Genomic DNA, 17323 nt, shown 5'->3' with positions numbered 1-17323 from the left:
CGCGCCGCTTCTTCTGCCAGATGGTGGAGGCACCGATTAGTCGCGAGGCGATAGACCACGACCAACTCTATGCGCAGGTCATGGCAGAGTTGGCAGAGGGTCAGCCGACCTTTTTCTCCAAAGAAGAGGAGGCTGAGATTGAAGAACATAACCGCACCTTCTACCGTCAGTCCCCGTTAGCAGAAGCGTTCCACAAGTCGTTCATGATGGGCGAAGGCACGGAGGCTACGCAATGGCTGTCCGCCACCGAAATCTTCGAGGCCTTGAAGCGCGAATCCCCGCGTGCGTTGCAGGGCGTGAAGATAGCGGGCATGGGTCGCCAACTGCGCCACCTGGGCGTACTGAAAAAGCGCACCGCAAAGGGCGTGTTCTACTGTGTCAGCCGGAAGCAGACGGCGGCGGTTTGAAAGAGAAGCACGAGTGATTTTTGGAACATTAATGTTCATGAATTGATTCATTAAAAGCCATTAATTTGTTTTTGAACACGAATTGTTCACGAATTGAACACGAATTGAACACGAATTGAACAGAATTAATGGGACAATTAATGAGACAATTAATGGGCATTAATGGAGAAACATTTCTTACTGGGAGCGCACCCTTTTGAAACTCTTGCGTAACTTTGCAGTGACATTAAGAGGTCTCTTACGCTATTATTCCCATCTATTTTAAGAATCGTTGTTTATGGTCGTCTGACAGGTGCACAAGTTTCTTTCAGAGGGGCGGCGTATATGACACGTAACATATTATAAATGAATCTATAAACTGAAAAATTAACGAAGTACTGATGGTAACAGGCGAGATAAAAAATAAGATTGACCAGATTTGGGACACATTCTTTGTGGCTGGTATAACCAATCCTATCACAGTACTGGAGCAGATGACCTATATCTTCTTCATGAAGATGCTCGATGACAAGCAGCTTCAGGAAGAAGAGAATGCTCGCGACTGGGATAGTGAGGTACAGAATCCTACCTTTCTTGAAGGACAACTTTGGGTGAATCCTGATGCTGTGAGCGATGAGGAAAGAGCCGGTGTTCCCTACGAGAACCTGCGTTGGCATGTGTTCAAGAACTTTGGTGCAGACAACATGTTCAAGATAGTTCGACAGAGCGTCTTCGAGTTTATCAAGCATATCGGTACAGGTGAGGAATCTGCTTATAGCCGTTACATGAAGTCAGCGATATTCCTGATTCCTAATGCTCGTACACTGGCAAAGGTTATTGACGGTGTGGATGCTCTCGACATGAACAATCGTGATGCCATGGGTGATGTGTATGAGTATATCCTTGGCAAGATGGCAGCATCCGGCACAAATGGTCAGTTCCGTACTCCTCGCCACATCATTCGCATGATTGTGGAGATGATGAAGCCAACTCCCCAGGATTACATCTGCGACCCTGCCATGGGTTCTGCCGGTTTCCTTGTGGAAGCTGTCAAGTACATCAAGGAGAACTACGAGACGGCAATGTATGTTGGCGAAGCGGCTCACCACATCAAGACAAGCATGATCAATGGTTATGACACCGACCAGACAATGCTTCGTATCGGAGCTATGAACCTCCTGCTTCATGATATTTCCGCTCCGGAACTTGCTTGGCGCGACTCACTCTCTGAGCAGAATGACGATCAGAGTTGCTACACGCTCATCATGGCAAATCCTCCTTTTGCAGGAAGCCTTGACAAGGGTAATGTAAACAAGAATATCCTTGCATACGCCAACACAAGCAAGACAGAGTTGCTCTTTCTTGCCCAGTTCGTTCGCTCACTGGAACTTGGCGGTCGGTGTGCAAGTATTGTTCCCGATGGTGTGCTCTTCGGTACTTCAAAAGCCCATGTTGCCATCCGCAAGGAGATTGTCGATCACCAACAACTGCGTGCCGTCATCTCCATGCCCAGTGGTGTGTTCAAGCCCTACGCTGGTGTAAGTACAGCCGTACTTGTGTTCACCAAGACCAACTGTGGGGGTACTGACAAGGTTTGGTTCTACGACATGAAGGCTGATGGCTTCTCCCTCGACGACAAGCGTTCTGAAATCAAGGACAATGACATTCCCGACATCGTCAACCGCTTCCACAACCTCAAGGGTGAGGAGAGCCGCAGCAGAAAAGAGCAGAGTTTCCTTGTGCCGGTAGAGGAAATCCGCAATAACGACTATGACCTCTCTATCAACAAGTATAAGGAGATAGAGCGTGAGAAGGTGGTGTACGACAGCGTGGAAACCCTCCTCGCCCGCCTCAACAAGTCGGAAACGGAGTATGTCAAGGGATATAGGCAACTGGTCAGCATGCTGGAGGGGAAGACTCCTGACGGGCAAGGATAAGCATCTATAATAAGGTACAAGAAAGGTTGGCGATACCCCCACAAGTACCCCCACAAGTACCGAACAGGTTCAAGTGGGAGGCAATCAGTTCATCACAGAGAAAGAGAATATCAAACGCCTAATCATAGTTGTCGGAGAACAGAAAATGTCGGTTAAGGAGATGATGGAGGCAACAGGGTTGAAGGACGGGAAAAACTTCCTTGAATACACCCTAAAACCAGCCATCAACGAAGGTTGGGTGCAAATGCTCTATCCCGACTCTCCACGTCATCCCCGCCAGCGATACCTGCTTACCGCGAAAGGGGCTATGCTGTATAAAGAAATGAAAAACCGGGAGAACTAACGTATGAAAGAGACACATATTATAGATACACATCTTATCACGGACTTGCGACAGATCATAGAGCAAGGTCGCAGGCAAGCATACATCAGCATCAATGCCTCGATGATACAGACCTACTGGAATGTGGGCAGACGTATTGTGGAGGAAGAGCAGCATGGAGAAGTGCGAGCTGGATACGGTGAGTATATCGCAAAGAATGTTGCCAAGAACCTACAGGCGGAATACGGTAATGCATTCAACTATCGAAACATTTGTTATTTCCGCAAGTTCTACCTGTGTTTCAAAGATATAGAGATTGTGAACGCGCGAGTTCACAATCTTACATGGACACATATCCGCCATCTTTTGCGCGTTGATGACGAAAAAGCTCGCCTGTGGTACATGAAGGAAGCATTCAGCCAACTATGGAGCACACGCGAGTTGGAGCGCAACATCAACAGCCAATATTATTACCGCCTGCTTGCCAACAATTCATGGTATTTCCGCAACGCCTTGGTTCGTGCCAACTATCGTAATCCATCCAGAAACATCGAGCCGGACAAGTCGTTCTTGACCCTCTTCTTCCGTAATCTTATGCTTGGAGAACAGAACGAATTGAAGAACAGGTATATGCTTATAGGATATGTTGGCGATACCCCCACAAGTACCCCCACAAGTACCGAACAGGTTCAAGTGGGAGGCAATCAGTTCATCACAGAGAAAGAGAATATCAAACGCCTAATTATAGTTGTCGGAGAACAGAAAATGTCGGTTAAGGAGATGATGGAGGCAACAGGGTTGAAGGACAGGAAGGCTGATGGATTCTCCCTCGATGACAAGCGTTCTGAAATCAAGGACAACGACATTTCCGACATTGTCAACCGCTTCCACAACCCCAAGGGTGAGGAGAGCCGCAGCAGAAAGGAGCAGAGTTTCTTTGTGCCGGTAGAGGAAATCCGCAACAACAACTACGACCTCTCCACCAACAAGTACAAGGAGATAGAGCGTGAGAAGGTAGAATACGAACCTGTTTCAGACATCCTTACTCGCCTTGATACAAAAGAGAGTGAATATTTGAAGGTTAATAACGAATTATATAACATTCTTGAAAAGGCTTAATATGAATAATACATGTGTAATATCAATAGGAAGCCTTGCATCGTTTTCACGAGGATTAACTTATTCGAGAAATGATGAAGTTGACTTTTCCGAGAATGTTGTTTTAAGGTCAAATAATATTGATTTGGCAACCAATACTCTCAACTATGATGAGTTGAAATATATTTCTGACGCTATTGTTATTCCAAACGACAAAAAATTACAAAGAAATTCTATTTTCATGTGCATGTCGAATGGTAGCAAACAACACCTCGGCAAAGTTGCTTATATTGATAAGGATTATCCTTATGCTTTTGGAGGCTTTATGGGATTGATTAGACCTAATGAAGAATTAATAGTTCCCAAACTGTTGTACTATTATTTCTGTTCTTCCAAATTTAAGCGATTTCTTTCGTCTATTGGTAATGGGGCAAACATAAATAACATTAAGTTTGTTGATATTGCTAAAGATTGTATTTCAATTCCAGAAAAGTTAATACAACAATCAATTGTTGTGGAACTTGACAAGATTAACGAGTTGATTAGCCTGAAGAAGGAGCAACTGAAGGACTATGACAACCTTGCGCAAAGCATCTTCTATGAGATGTTCGGAGACCCTGTCGAGAATGAAAAAGGATGGGAAGTGAAGAAGTTGATAGAAACAGTTGTTCTAGAATGTACTATATCATATGGAATAGTGCAACCTGGAGATGGTGTTGAAGATGGAATACCAGTAGTACGTCCAATAGACTTGACCGGTACTTTTGTATCAACAAATAATCTGAAGAAAACAACAGAAAAAATATCAAGTTCTTATTCTCGAACGATATTAACAGGCAAAGAACTACTTGTTTGTGTACGAGGTACAACAGGAGTATGTTCATTAGTGACTGACGAACTTAAAGGTTGCAATGTAACAAGAGGAATTACACCCTTGCTGTTTAACGATAATACAGATAGATGGTTTATGTATTATCAGTTTCAAATGCCACAAATAAAATGCATAATAGCTGATTACACTAAGGGTATAACATTGAAACAGATAAATATGGCAGATTTTAGAAAGATACCTGTTATCCTCCCCCCTCTCCCCCTCCAGCAACTCTTTGCCAAGCGCATCGAACTCATAGAGCAACAAAAGGCAGAAATACAGACTACAATAGCAGACCTCGAAACTCTCCTTGCATCCCGTATGCAGTATTGGTTTGACTAAAACAGATAAGAGTTGATGTCTCAAATATAATATTCAAATGGCAAAGAAAAGAGAAATACGAAATAGTACTGCTGAGTTTCTTACCTTTGTAGCCGAAGGGAAGGAAAATGGCATACAGGTATTATATAAGGACGAGACGATATGGGCTACCCAAAAGGCAATGGCTACGCTCTTTGACGTGGGTGTACCGGCTATTAACAAGCACCTGAAGAATATATTAGACTCGGGAGAACTGATGGCAGATTCAGTTATTTCCAAAATGGAAACAACTGCGTCCGATGGTAAAATCTACCAAACATCGTTTTATAACCTTGATGCCATCATCAGCGTGGGCTATCGTGTCAACTCCATCCGTGCCACCCAATTCAGACAATGGTGCACATACGTCATCCGGCAATTCTCACTCAGAGGCTATATCATAGACAAGAAGCGCATGGAGAACGGTGCGTACATAGATGAAGATTATTTTGAGCATCTGCTGTCTGAAATCCGTGAGATTCGTATGAGCGAACGGCGATTCTATCAGAAACTCACGGACATATATGCCACCAGCATCGACTACAACAGGGATGCTCCCACCACAAGAATGTTCTACAAGAAGATACAAAACAAAATGCACTTTGCCGTGCATGGTCATACTGCAGCGGAGTTGATCGTTGACCGAGCTGATGCATCAAAAGAACACATGGGGCTAACAACCTGGGAGAAAGCGCCCGATGGGAAAATTGTTAAGGCAGACGTGAGCATCGCCAAGAATTATCTCAAGGAGAATGAACTTGACGATATGGGCAAACTGGTCAACTCAATTCTTGACTTTGCTCAACGTATGGCAGACAGACACATTCCTATGACAATGGAGGACTGGGCAAAGCGAATAGACATCGTTCTTGAAGCCGGTGGTGATGCTGTACTGAATGATGCCGGTAAGATAACGGCAGAATATGCGAAAGAATATGCAGAGAGCGAATTTGAGAAATACCGAATCATACAAGACCGTTTGTTTAAATCGGATTTTGATAAGTTCGACGAAGAAGATAACCTCCTGCCGTTGGATTTCGTGAACTGATACAATAATTGTATAACAAAAGAACAGAAAAGCATGAAGAATTTCGACTTTATCACAAAACTGGCTGAGGTGATACCCAGTTTCAGTCAGTTGCACGCATACTGCGATAAGGCAGAAATCTTTCAGAAAACCTTTCCGGAGGAAAGTGCCAGCAATGCACGCAAGGCATTGGAATGGTTGGTAAAAAACCACCTGCACATGGCGAATGTGACGCTCGAACCACGAGAGACACTGAACGAAATGCTGAAACACCCGGAGATGGATGCCTTCATCGATGAAGACTGGGAGTTTGAGCGCGATATGCGTACAGTGAAGAAAATCGGTAACTATGCTTCACACACAGGAGCACAGCAGGTGAAGAAGAACGATGCGTTCATTTGCCTTCGTGCCTTGTACTATGTGGTGAGCGGCTTCCTCTTCCGCTGGAGAGCCATACAGAACATTGTGGCATTCGATGCCACCATTGTGCCCGACAACTTCTCCGGCTTGCACGTGGTGGATCATTCAGAGCCAACGGTGTCAACAGAGATTGCAAACTGCGTTCCCACCGATGCTATTGAGCATCCGAAAGCCCCGGGAGAAAAGCCTAAGGAATCATTAGAGAGCGAAGCCATCACCCGCAAGTGTCTCATAGACTACATGCTGAATGAAGCAGGATGGGACATCCTCAGTGTCAAGGGCGATATACAAGGCAGCAAAGCCTGCATAGAGGTGAAGATGGAAGGAATGGATCCAAGTGTATGCCCTTCAGGAACCGGCTATGCCGACTATGTGCTGTTCAGCAAAGGTGGCAAACCACTTGCGGTTATAGAGGCAAAGAGCACCATACAGAGTCCTGTGAAAGGACGAAAACAGGCAATAGAGTATGCGAATTGTCTGGAGAAGAAATATGGGGTACGACCGGTCATCTATTTCACAAATGGGTATGTGACAAAGGTGATAGATGGGCTTGGCTATCCTGACAGAGAGGTTATCTCGTTCCATAGCCATGATGACCTGGAGTACATCTTGCAGAAACGCGGTCGTGCGGACATCACCGACCTGACCATTGACGATGAGATAACAAACCGCCACTATCAGAAGACGGCAATCAAGAGTCTTGTGGAGTGGTTGAACAAAAAGCACAGACGTGGATTGCTCGTACTTGCCACAGGTACGGGCAAAACTCGTGTAAGTATCTCGCTCTGCAAATTGCTCACCAACAACAACTGGATAAAGAACGTTCTGTTCCTTGCAGACAGAACAGAGTTGGTGAACCAGGCACGTCAGAACTATGAGAACCTGTTGCCAAGCGAGTCGATGGCTTGTCTGTCGGAAGACGATGAGCCTGACCTTGACGCACGCTTCATCTTCTCTACCTATCAGACGATGATAAACTACATCAATGCAGTGCCGGTAAAGTATTCGGTCGGTCACTTTGACCTTATCATCATAGATGAAGCACACAGGAGTGTGTTCGGTAAGTACAAGGCAATCTTCGATTACTTTGACTCACTCCTGATTGGTCTCACAGCAACTCCACGTGATGAGATAGATAAGAACACCTTCAAACTGCTGGAGTTGGAAGATGAACCAAACTTTGAATACACCTACGATGAAGCCATTGCTGATGGTTTCCTCCGTCCATACAAATTGAAGAACTGCACCTCGAAGATGATAAACCGAGGCATCAAGTATGATGAACTCAGCAAGGAAGAGCGTGCAGAACTGGAAAAGGTGTGGGAATATGAAAAGGCCATCAAGGGCATTCCGCAGGAGGAGAAGTACCATCGAGACATAGAAGGGAACGAGATATTCCGCTACCTTATCAATGATGATACGATTGACAATGTGCTGTCGGAACTGATGACCAATGGTCAGAAGATACATAGCGGTGAGGATATTGGCAAGACCATCATCTTTGCCTATAACCATAGGCATGCAGAGCGTATCGTGGAGCGCTTTAATGCACTCTATCCGGAGCGAGGAGCCGACTACTGTCAGTTGATAGACAATCAGGTGAAGCACCACTCAAAGATTATTGCAGAGTTTAAGGTTGCAACGATGATGCCACAGATAGCAGTATCGGTTGACATGCTTGATACTGGTATTGACGTGCCAGAGATTCTGAACCTCGTGTTCTTCAAGATTGTCAAGTCAAAGATCAAGTTCGACCAGATGATTGGTCGTGGCACACGTTTGTGCAAAGACCTGTTTGGTCCTGGCATGGACAAGGAGAATTTCTATATCTTTGACTGGTGTGGCAACTTTGAATACTTCTCCGAGAATGGCGATGGCATAGAGCCTACAAACATCAAATCGCTGACAGAACGACTGTTTGGTTTGCGTCTCGACATTGTCAAGGAGCTACAGAGTGCCGATCATCAGAAGATAGAGTTTGACAAGAAACTGCATGATGACTTGAAGAAGTTGCTTCACAAACAGGTGTCTTCTATCGGTAAGGAGCGAAAGGAGGCACGTCCATTCCTGAGTATTATTGAACCATTCCGAGATAAAGACAGATGGACTTGCCTGTCTGAGGTAGATGCCCTGCGTCTGAAAGAGATTGGAAGCCTTATTCCTTCTGATAAAGATGATGAAGAGGCAAAGAAGTTTGATGTAGTCATGCTTCATCTGATGCTTGCACATATTGACAGTACGGTGAGAGTGGGTCAGTTCCGTCAGGTTGTGGTCAACGTAGCCGCTCTGCTTCAGAAGAAAGGTACTGTTCCTGCTGTCATGGCTCGAATAGACACCATCAAGTTGGTGCAGACGCAACAGTTCTGGGACAACGAATCGTTGGATGCGTTGGAGAAAGTCCGCTTAGACTTGCGTGACCTTGTGCAACTGCTGAAGGAACAACGTAAGACAAAGAAGTTTGTCATTGACATTGAGGATGAGTACAAAATGGTAGAGGGTGGCGTGGATGCCCTTATCCGGACAACCTACAAACAGCGTGTTATCGACTACCTCGCTTCGCATAGCGACAATGCTACACTCCGTAAGATTCAGAACTTTGAGCAGCTGACTTCTGCCGACTTCACAGAATTGGAACGAATCTTCTTTGAAGAACTTGGTACAAGAGACGAATACAACGAATTGGCAAAAGGTCATCCGTACAAGTCGAATGTGGCAGCCTTCATTCGTGTTATCAACGGCATTGACCGCAAGAAGGCACTTGACATCTATCAGAACTTCATCGAAGGTCACAACCTAACATCAGAGCAGGAACGCTATTTGAAGAATATCCTTGATTATGTCAGCGTGAACGGTGATATTCAGACAAAGAACTTCACTGAGTATCCACTAAAAGCATTCAACTGGCGTGTCACCTTCGGAGATCACTTCGTCAAATTGAAAGACTTCGTCAAGCAGATTCATCAAGTCATATCGGCAACAGCATAAAATATATATGGTGGTGTGTCATAATAGCCAATCTGCTGCGTGGCTATCGGATTCGGGCTTGCATCTTAGCCATTCTGACGCACCTTCGAGGGTGAAGCCAAAATGTGCATTTTGACACACCCTCATGTCCCCTAAAAAGTGCCATTTGTGTGAAATTCTTACGTTTCGTCATGCTTGGAAAAGAATTGAAGTAGTGACGAAGAAAACTTTGAAACTCTTGCGTAACTTTGCAGTGACATTAAGAGCATCATTGATGATCTTGGTGAGCCGGTCAAATGGCTGAATTTCCATTATAATCAATAAAATACTCCAAGACAACCATGGGAGTCAAGATAGGTTCTACTGCCGGATATATGTATATGGATATGTGGGTGCTTGCCAGCATCATCCAGTTGGGGACATTCAGCTTCTGCCGAAGGTTTCTGAATTAGAAGAACGACCCCTGTGGCAGGTTGTTCGACCAGATGACTCAGGCAGCTCGTTCGGGGCAGGCCAATATTGCCGAAGGTGTATCGCGCCATCAGACCTCGATAGAGACAGAGATGAAGCTGGTGGACGTGGCACGCGCCAGCATCAACGAGTTGAGCAATGATTATGCGTTTATCCTCATGGCAAACAAACAGGTGGCTTGGCGCAACAACGACCCCAATGCCATCAAGCTGAGGGCGTTGAAGCCCGATGCGCCGCAATATGGCGAAGACATCATGCACGACATGATGGAGCATGTGCTCAAGCAGAAAGAGCGTTTCGATCCATGGATAGAGCATGAAGAACTGACGTGTTCTGCCAATGCGCTGATGATTCTCTGCGCCCGTGTCAACAGCATGATAACGCGCTATTTAGAGAACTGCCTTGCAACATTCAAGCAGACAGGAGGTTTTACCGAAAACATGACTAAAGAGCGCATCGAGGGCCAGCGCCAGCAGAGCGTGGAAGAGGATGCTCCGATGTGTCCGAAGTGCGGTGCGCCGATGGTGAAACGATATGCCAAGCGAGGCAGCAACCAGGGCAATGCGTTCTGGAGCTGCAGCAAATACTCAGAGACGGGGTGCACAGGAAGCCGAAGCATTACTATAAAGAGATAACGATAAGAACGTCAAGAACGATAAGAACGTCAAGAACGTCAAGAATGATAAGTACGTCAAGAACGCAAAAAGAATCATCAAAGGGTCAGAGGGACAGGTTCGTTTGTTCACCATGCAGGGTCAATGTACCTGTCCCTCTGTCTCGGTTAGAGGCGGAAAAAGGCGCGGGCAGGTGGCACAAGCCGCAAAAAAAGTGTTCGTTTTTCATTCATTAAACCTCAAACTTTGTCCGTTCAGTCCCAATTCCGTAATTTTGCTTCGTTTTTCAAACCCACAACACAAACACTGATCATGGTTAAAATCACAAAAGAAGCAGCGCTCCACTATCACGAGATGGGAAAGCCGGGCAAGATTGAGGTAGTACCCACCAAGCCCTATCGCACCCAGACAGACCTCTCACTCGCCTATTCGCCCGGCGTGGCAGAGCCGTGTCTCGAAATTCAGCAAAACCCGCAGGATGCCTACCGCTATACGAACAAGGGTAACCTTGTGGCAGTCATTTCCAACGGCACGGCAGTCCTCGGACTCGGCGACATCGGTGCGATGAGCGGTAAACCCGTGATGGAAGGAAAGAGCCTTCTTTTCAAAATATACGCCGGCGTCGATGCCTTCGACATTGAAGTCGATGAGAAAGACCCCGAGAAATTCATCGCTGCCGTCAAGGCGATTGCTCCAACCTTCGGAGGCATCAACCTCGAAGACATCAAAGCCCCCGAGTGCTTTGAAATTGAACAACGCCTGAAAGCAGAACTCGACATCCCCGTCATGCACGACGACCAGCACGGCACAGCCATCATCTCTGCCGCCGGTCTCATCAATGCGCTCGATGTGGCGGGAAAGAAAATCGAAGACGCCAAAATCGTCGTGAACGGTGCCGGCGCAGCAGCCATTTCCTGCACTCGCCTCTACTGTGCCTTCGGCGCACGCCACGAGAACGTCGTCATGCTCGACTCCAAAGGCGTCATCACTGCCGACCGTCCCAACCTGACGGAACAGAAACGCGAATTTGCCACCACCCGCACCGACATCCACACGCTTGCCGAAGCCGTGCGCGACGCCGACGTCTTCGTCGGTCTCTCCAAAGGAAACATCCTGACACAAGACATGGTGCGCTCCATGGCGTCCAACCCCATCATCTTCGCGCTTGCCAACCCCGTGCCCGAAATCTCCTATGAAGACGCCATGGCTGCCCGACCCGACGTGCTGATGAGCACGGGACGCACGGACTATCCCAACCAAATCAACAACGTCATCGGCTTCCCCTACATCTTCCGCGGTGCGCTCGACACAGCCGCGAAAGCCATCAACGAAGAGATGAAAATGGCGGCAGCACGCGCCATCGCCGACCTGGCACGTCGCCCGGTGCCCGACATCGTCAACCGCGCCTACCACGTCCGTAACTTCTCCTTCGGACCCGACTATTTCATTCCCAAACCCGTTGATCCACGCCTCATCACCGAGGTCTCCATGGCAGTCGCCAAAGCGGCAATGGACAGCGGCGTGGCGCGCCGACCGATTCAGGACTGGAAAGCCTATCGCCAACACTTGCGCGAACTGATGGGACAGGAAAGTAAGTTCACCCAGAACCTCTACGACACCGCTCGCTCCAACCCCAAACGTGTCGTCTTCGCCGAGGGAACACACCCCACCATGCTCGAAGCCGCTGTCAGAGCCAAGGAAGAGGGAATCTGCTTCCCCATCCTCCTGGGAAACGACGTGCAAATCCGTGCCATTGCCGAAAACCTCAAACTCAACCTCGAAGGAATCGAAATTCTCAACCTCCGCAACGACAACCAAAACGAGCGCAGACACCGCTACGCTTCCATCTTCGCCAAGAAAATGGAAAGAAAAGGCTACACGCCGCAGGAGGCAGAGGACAAAATGTATGAAAGAAACTACTTCGGCATGATGATGGTTGAGACAGGCGAAGCGGACGCCTTCATCACCGGTCTCTACACCAAATATTCTAACACCATCAAAGTCGCCAACGAGGTCATCGGTATTCGCGAAGGCTACAACCACTTCGGAACCATGCACCTCATCAACTCCAAGAAGGGCATCCTCTTCGTCGCTGACACGCTCATCAACCGTCACCCCGACGAAGAAACGCTCTACGACATTGCCCGACTCTCCGCTTCCACCGTACGCTTCTTCAACCGCACACCGGTGGTCGCCATGCTTTCCTACTCCAACTTCGGAACCGACACCGAAGGAAGTGCAGAGCGCGTCGCACACGTCATCAAAAGAATGCACCAAGAGTGCCCCGACATGGCAATCGACGGCGAAATGCAACTCAACTTTGCCATGGACAAAGAACTCCGCGATGAGAAATACCCGTTCAACACGCTGAAGGGAATGGACGTGAACACACTCGTCTTCCCCAATCTCTCTGCCGCGAACTCCTCCTACAAGATAATCAAAAACTTCTTTGAAGAAGGAGAAGTCATCGGGCCCGTACAGATGGGACTGAACAAGCCGATTCACTTCACCGACTTTGAAAGTTCCGTCCGCGACATCGTCAACGTCACCGCCGTGGCTGTGATTGACGCCATCGTCATGGAGAAAAAAACACAGGGATGACGAAGCGTCATCACCGAACTTTGTGTCTCATGAACCCACTCCCGCTCTTTGCCTCCGCACCTTCATTTCCTTGTCTCGGACAGGCAAATGAGCGGGAGTTTTCTTGAAGGGGTGTTCTAAAAATTACGGGATAAGGAACGTTCAAAAGAAAGTGCTTACGTTTTGGTCGCTTTTCGTTTCTTAGCGCGCCCTTTTGTAAGTTTCGTCAGTCACATAGCCCGCTATGCTCCTTCCTCAACTGACAAAAGTTCATCTCTAAGAAATCAAAAATCAACTCAACCTAATTTTTAGAACACCCCTTGAATAATTCACATGAAAAACCTGCTGCTTGTTCTTTTCGGTCTCTTTCTGACCGCCGCGCCTGCCACCGCACAAACCATCATCGACTTGGAAAAAGGCGGAAAGGTGCGAGCCAAAACCATTGACGACTACAAAGCCGAGGCGCGCATGGCGGAAATCGCCCGCCGAGACTCCGTGGCATACGTCGGGCTCGTGCGCAGCGGATTCACCTCCCTCGCCGCAGACTCACTCAACGAAGCGGAAGAGAATCTGAAACGCGCCATCAAACTGCGCCCCGATGCACCCGGCAACCACGTACTGCGCTATAATCTCGCACTGATAGAAATGGCGCGCGGAGAAAGCAAAAAGGCGGAGAAGACGCTGACCGACATCCTCAAGAAACATCCCGACTATGTCGATGCAAGACTTGCCCGAGGCGAAGCCTATCTTCAAAACGGAAAAGACGCCGAGGCGGTCGAAGATGCCAAAAAGGTGCTTGAATCGGACGAGGAAATCTCTCGTGAGATGAAAGCACGCGCTCACTTCGTCTGCGCCGCAGGCTACTATGCCGCCCACCGCTTTGTCGAAGCAAAATCCGAGTTGCTGCAGCACCTTCGCCTGCGCCCCGACAACGTCAACGCACGGCTGCTCGAAGCCCTCATCCTCCTCCAAATGGGGCAGTCAGTCGAATCGCTGAACCGACTGAACGCCATTGTTTCCGCAAATCCCGACCACCTCGATGCCCTGCGCACAAGGGCGGAAGTACAAACGCAACTGAATATGTTGCAACCCGCCAAGGGGGACTACGACCGCCTCATCGAACTTTGCCCCAACGACGCGTCGCTCTTCGTGGAACGAGCCCGCGTGCTCATCACGTTGGGCGAAAAACGCGCCGCAGCCCGTGACCTTGACAAAGCCGTTGAATTGGGAATGCCGACCGGAATGGTGCAGTCGCTCCGCATGCTCGTGCGATGAACCCGGCGAGCGAGGAAAACATGTCGCGCCGCGCCGCGTTTTCTCACACGCTTGCTTATATATTACGTGCCGCGCCGCGTTTCCTCACGCTTGCTTATATAATATATAATGTGTTCTCTCCTTTAGTCCGACAGATGCGTAGATTCCTTTTCCTGCTCTTTTTCCTTTGCGCCGCCACGTTTGCTTCTGCAGCCGAGGTGGCTTCCGTGCCCCGCGAAATTCGTGCCGTCTGGCTCACCACCATCTCCGGCTTGGACTGGCCCTCCCGTCCCGCTACCGACGCCGCCTCCGCGAAACGACAACAAAGAGAACTGTGCCGAATGTTGGACCAACTGCAGACCATCGGCATCAACGTTGTACTTTTCCAAACCCGACTCCGAGCCACCACAGCCTATCCTTCCGCCCTCGAACCCTACGACGGCGTCTTTGCCGGCGCACCGGGACGAACTCCGCCTTACGACCCCCTGCGCTTCGCCCTCGACGAATGCCACAAACGCGGCATGGAACTCCACGCCTGGGTCGTGGCGTTCCCCATCGGAAAGGACGGTGCGATGAAACGTCTCGGCAACCGCGGACTTGCCAAAATGCGCCCGGAACTCTGCCGCCGCGCCGGGGAGGAATGGTACATGAATCCCGCACTGCCTGCCATCGCAGACTATCTCGCCAAACTCTGTCGCGAAATAGTGGAAAACTACGAGGTTGATGGCATTCACTTAGACTATATTCGCTATCCCGAACACACGATTCCCTTCCGCGACGATGCCGACTTTCGCCGCCTCGCACCAGCCGGACTCTCCAAGTCGGCTTGGCGCAAGCAGAACGTGGACCGCTGTGTGAAAGCGGTCGCCGATGCGGTCAAGGGCGTGCGCCCCTGGGTCAAACTCAGTTGCTCGCCCGTCGGGAAATATGCCGACCTTCCCCGCGCCTCTTCTTTCGGATGGAACGCCCGCGACGCCGTGAGTCAAGACGCTCAGGCGTGGCTCGCAAAAGGTTGGATGGACTGGCTCTTCCCGATGATGTATTTTGACGGGCGTCACTTCTATCCCTTCCTTGCCGACTGGAAAGAGAACGAAGGACCGGGGCGCGTCATTCCCGGACTCGGCATCTACTTCCTTTCTCCCTCTGAAAAGAATTGGGATCTCCACGTCGTCACGCGCCAGATGTCTGTGAGCCGCATGATGGGACTGGGTGGTCACGCCTTCTTCCGCACCCGTTTTCTTTTGAACGATGTGAAGGGGCTGTTCTCTTGGCTTCGCACGGACTTCTACTCCCAACCGGCACTTGTGCCGCCCATCTCGCCCGTGGCATCCGACACCTCCGCTGCGCCCGCTGCTCCCGAACTTCGGGTGGAACGGGAGGGGAAAACGCTCCACTTCTCTTGGAATGCAATCACGGCGACGACGCCGGTGCACTATCGCCTCTATCGTCTGGATGCCGGTCGCGACGCGGTGGTCGTGGCGGACCACCTCACCGACACCTCCTTTTCACTGACGCCTGCGCTCCCCTCCCTGCTTCATTCCACTTATGTCCTCACCGCCGTCGATGCCTACGGTCGCGAGAGTTTGTGAAACGTGACTGTTCGGTAAAAAGTCGGCGAGATTTCTTGACCCCAATTTGACAGTGTCAAGTACTTCCGTGACGCCCCCGTGACGCTTCCAAAATTCCACCTAACAATTTGAACGCCGTCTCAACAAAACCGGAAAATTCGATTGGTTGAGACGGCGTTCAAATATCTTGGAAGTAAACTTGCAAGGCAGCAATCCTGTCGCTATGGAGCGCGAGGAAGTTCAAATCACATCTTCTTCACGGCTTCTTCAATCTTCGCCACGGCTTCGCGGGCTTCCGCTTCGGTGAGGCAGAGGGGCGGGAGCAGACGCAGGATGTTGGTGGAGGCGGCTCCGGTGAACACGTGGAAATCACGCACAAGACTGCCGCGCATCTCCTTGATGGGCTGGTCAAACTCAATGCCAATCATCAAACCGCGCCCTCTGACGTTGGTGATGTGAGGACAGCGGGACTGAAGTTCACGGAATGCTTGCAACAGGAAGTCTCCGACGCGGGCAGCATTGGCAGTCAGTTGTTCAGCCTCCATCACGTCCAACACGGCGAGTGCGGCGGCGCAGCCGAGGTGATTGCCACCGAAAGTCGTGCCAAGCATGCCGTAGGTGGCTTCAAACTTCGGCGAGATGAGAACGGCACCCATCGGGAAGCCGTTGGCGATTCCTTTGGCACAGGTGACGAGGTCGGGCGTGACGCCAAGGTGCTGGTGGGCGAAGAAGCGTCCCGAGCGGCCGTAGCCGCACTGAATCTCGTCGCAGATGAGCACGGTGCCGGTTTCGTCGCAGAGTTTCCGAAGTCCCTGCATGAATTCCGCGGTGGCGAGGCGGATGCCGCCGACGCCTTGGATGCACTCCACGATGACGGCAGCAACGTCGCCCTTGCGAAGTTCGGCTTCAAAGGCGGGAAGGTCGTTCAGCGGGAGGAAGGTGACGTGACCGTTGGCGTTGATGGGTGCCACGATTTTGGGGTTGTCGGTGGCTTCAACCGCCAAAGAGGTGCGTCCGTGGAAAGCCTTCGAGGCGGCGAGCACACGACTTCTTCCCGTGTGGAAAGATGCCAGTTTCAACGCGTTTTCATTGGCTTCTGCACCGGAGTTGACGAGGAAGAGCGAGAAATCGGGATAGCCTGCTGCTTGGGGAAGACGTCGCCCCAGTTCTTCTTGCAGGGAGTTGATGACAGAGTTTGAGTAGAAACCAAGTTTCGCCACTTGACGCGAGATGGCTTCCACGTATGTCGGATGAGCGTGGCCGATGCTGATGACGGCATGACCGCCGTAGAGGTCAAGGTATTCATGACCTTCCGCATCCCAAACGCGACATCCTTTGCCTTGAACAATTTCAACGGGGAAAAGAGGATATACAGGAAAAAGTGACATAGACTATGGCGGAAAACCGCAGAAGAGAAAGTTGAGAGGAGGTGAGAGATGGAGAGGAGTGAG

At 49.6% G+C, this 17323-nt stretch carries 12 protein-coding genes and 1 pseudogene; 12 read left to right on the top strand and 1 reads right to left on the bottom strand.

All coding sequences use genetic code 11. The features are described from left to right. The 12 genes and pseudogenes from I6E40_RS05055 to I6E40_RS05005 form a co-directional block, all read left to right on the top strand. Positions 1-407: DUF3874 domain-containing protein (locus I6E40_RS05055; RefSeq protein WP_235385816.1), on the top strand; the 407-nt coding region annotated here is incomplete at its 5' end. Between the two features lie 380 nt (positions 408-787). Then, positions 788-2323, top strand: a complete 1536-nt coding sequence (locus tag I6E40_RS05050; RefSeq protein ID WP_262910851.1) for a class I SAM-dependent DNA methyltransferase — start codon at positions 788-790, stop codon at positions 2321-2323. A gap of 73 nt (positions 2324-2396) precedes the next feature. After that, entirely contained in the window at positions 2397-2666 is a 270-nt protein-coding gene (locus I6E40_RS05045) for a Fic family protein (protein ID WP_235385814.1), read from the top strand. Positions 2667-2711: 45 nt separating this feature from the next. After that, positions 2712-3764 (top strand): DUF1016 N-terminal domain-containing protein, encoded by a 1053-nt coding sequence (locus tag I6E40_RS05040; RefSeq protein ID WP_235385813.1) that lies wholly within the window; start codon positions 2712-2714, stop codon positions 3762-3764. 1 nt (position 3765) lies between these two features. Then, the gene (locus I6E40_RS05035) at positions 3766-4956 is read left to right on the top strand and encodes a restriction endonuclease subunit S (RefSeq protein WP_235385812.1); all 1191 of its coding nucleotides are present in this window, start codon (positions 3766-3768) and stop codon (positions 4954-4956) included. Between the two features lie 37 nt (positions 4957-4993). Then, entirely contained in the window at positions 4994-6022 is a 1029-nt protein-coding gene (locus tag I6E40_RS05030; protein ID WP_235385811.1) for a virulence RhuM family protein, read from the top strand. A 33-nt stretch (positions 6023-6055) separates the two neighbouring features. After that, complete coding sequence (locus I6E40_RS05025; protein WP_235385810.1) at positions 6056-9406, top strand: DEAD/DEAH box helicase family protein; 3351 nt, start codon at positions 6056-6058, stop codon at positions 9404-9406. A gap of 464 nt (positions 9407-9870) precedes the next feature. Further along, a pseudogene (locus I6E40_RS11070) lies at positions 9871-9984 on the top strand (four helix bundle protein); the annotation flags it as partial. Positions 9985-10014: 30 nt separating this feature from the next. Then, on the top strand, positions 10015-10491 hold the full coding sequence (locus tag I6E40_RS05020) for a four helix bundle suffix domain-containing protein (RefSeq protein WP_235385809.1): 477 nt from the start codon (positions 10015-10017) through the stop codon (positions 10489-10491). 291 nt (positions 10492-10782) lie between these two features. Next, entirely contained in the window at positions 10783-13071 is a 2289-nt protein-coding gene (locus I6E40_RS05015; RefSeq protein ID WP_235385808.1) for an NADP-dependent malic enzyme, read from the top strand. A gap of 312 nt (positions 13072-13383) precedes the next feature. Continuing rightward, positions 13384-14325, top strand: coding sequence for a tetratricopeptide repeat protein (locus tag I6E40_RS05010; protein ID WP_235385807.1), 942 nt, complete (start codon positions 13384-13386; stop codon positions 14323-14325). Positions 14326-14459: 134 nt separating this feature from the next. After that, positions 14460-15893 (top strand): glycoside hydrolase family 10 protein, encoded by a 1434-nt coding sequence (locus I6E40_RS05005; protein WP_235385806.1) that lies wholly within the window; start codon positions 14460-14462, stop codon positions 15891-15893. Positions 15894-16117: 224 nt separating this feature from the next. Here the strand turns inward: I6E40_RS05005 and I6E40_RS05000 are convergent, their stop codons facing one another. Further along, positions 16118-17260, bottom strand: coding sequence for an aspartate aminotransferase family protein (locus tag I6E40_RS05000; protein WP_235385805.1), 1143 nt, complete (start codon positions 17258-17260; stop codon positions 16118-16120). Positions 17261-17323 lie beyond the last annotated feature (63 nt).

This window comes from Prevotellamassilia timonensis (assembly GCF_021531665.1).
GTDB lineage: Bacteria > Bacteroidota > Bacteroidia > Bacteroidales > Bacteroidaceae > Alloprevotella.
This window is presented reverse-complemented; position numbering and strand designations above follow the sequence as displayed.

Coding starts and splice junctions, on each gene's coding strand:
- I6E40_RS05020 (WP_235385809.1), top strand. CDS start 10,015: ATGGCAAACAAACAGGTGGCTTGGCGCAACAACGACCCCAATGCCATC.
- I6E40_RS05005 (WP_235385806.1), top strand. CDS start 14,460: ATGCGTAGATTCCTTTTCCTGCTCTTTTTCCTTTGCGCCGCCACGTTT.
- I6E40_RS05050 (WP_262910851.1), top strand. CDS start 788: ATGGTAACAGGCGAGATAAAAAATAAGATTGACCAGATTTGGGACACA.
- I6E40_RS05025 (WP_235385810.1), top strand. CDS start 6,056: ATGAAGAATTTCGACTTTATCACAAAACTGGCTGAGGTGATACCCAGT.
- I6E40_RS05035 (WP_235385812.1), top strand. CDS start 3,766: ATGAATAATACATGTGTAATATCAATAGGAAGCCTTGCATCGTTTTCA.
- I6E40_RS05030 (WP_235385811.1), top strand. CDS start 4,994: ATGGCAAAGAAAAGAGAAATACGAAATAGTACTGCTGAGTTTCTTACC.
- I6E40_RS05000 (WP_235385805.1), bottom strand. CDS start 17,260: ATGTCACTTTTTCCTGTATATCCTCTTTTCCCCGTTGAAATTGTTCAA.
- I6E40_RS05010 (WP_235385807.1), top strand. CDS start 13,384: ATGAAAAACCTGCTGCTTGTTCTTTTCGGTCTCTTTCTGACCGCCGCG.
- I6E40_RS05015 (WP_235385808.1), top strand. CDS start 10,783: ATGGTTAAAATCACAAAAGAAGCAGCGCTCCACTATCACGAGATGGGA.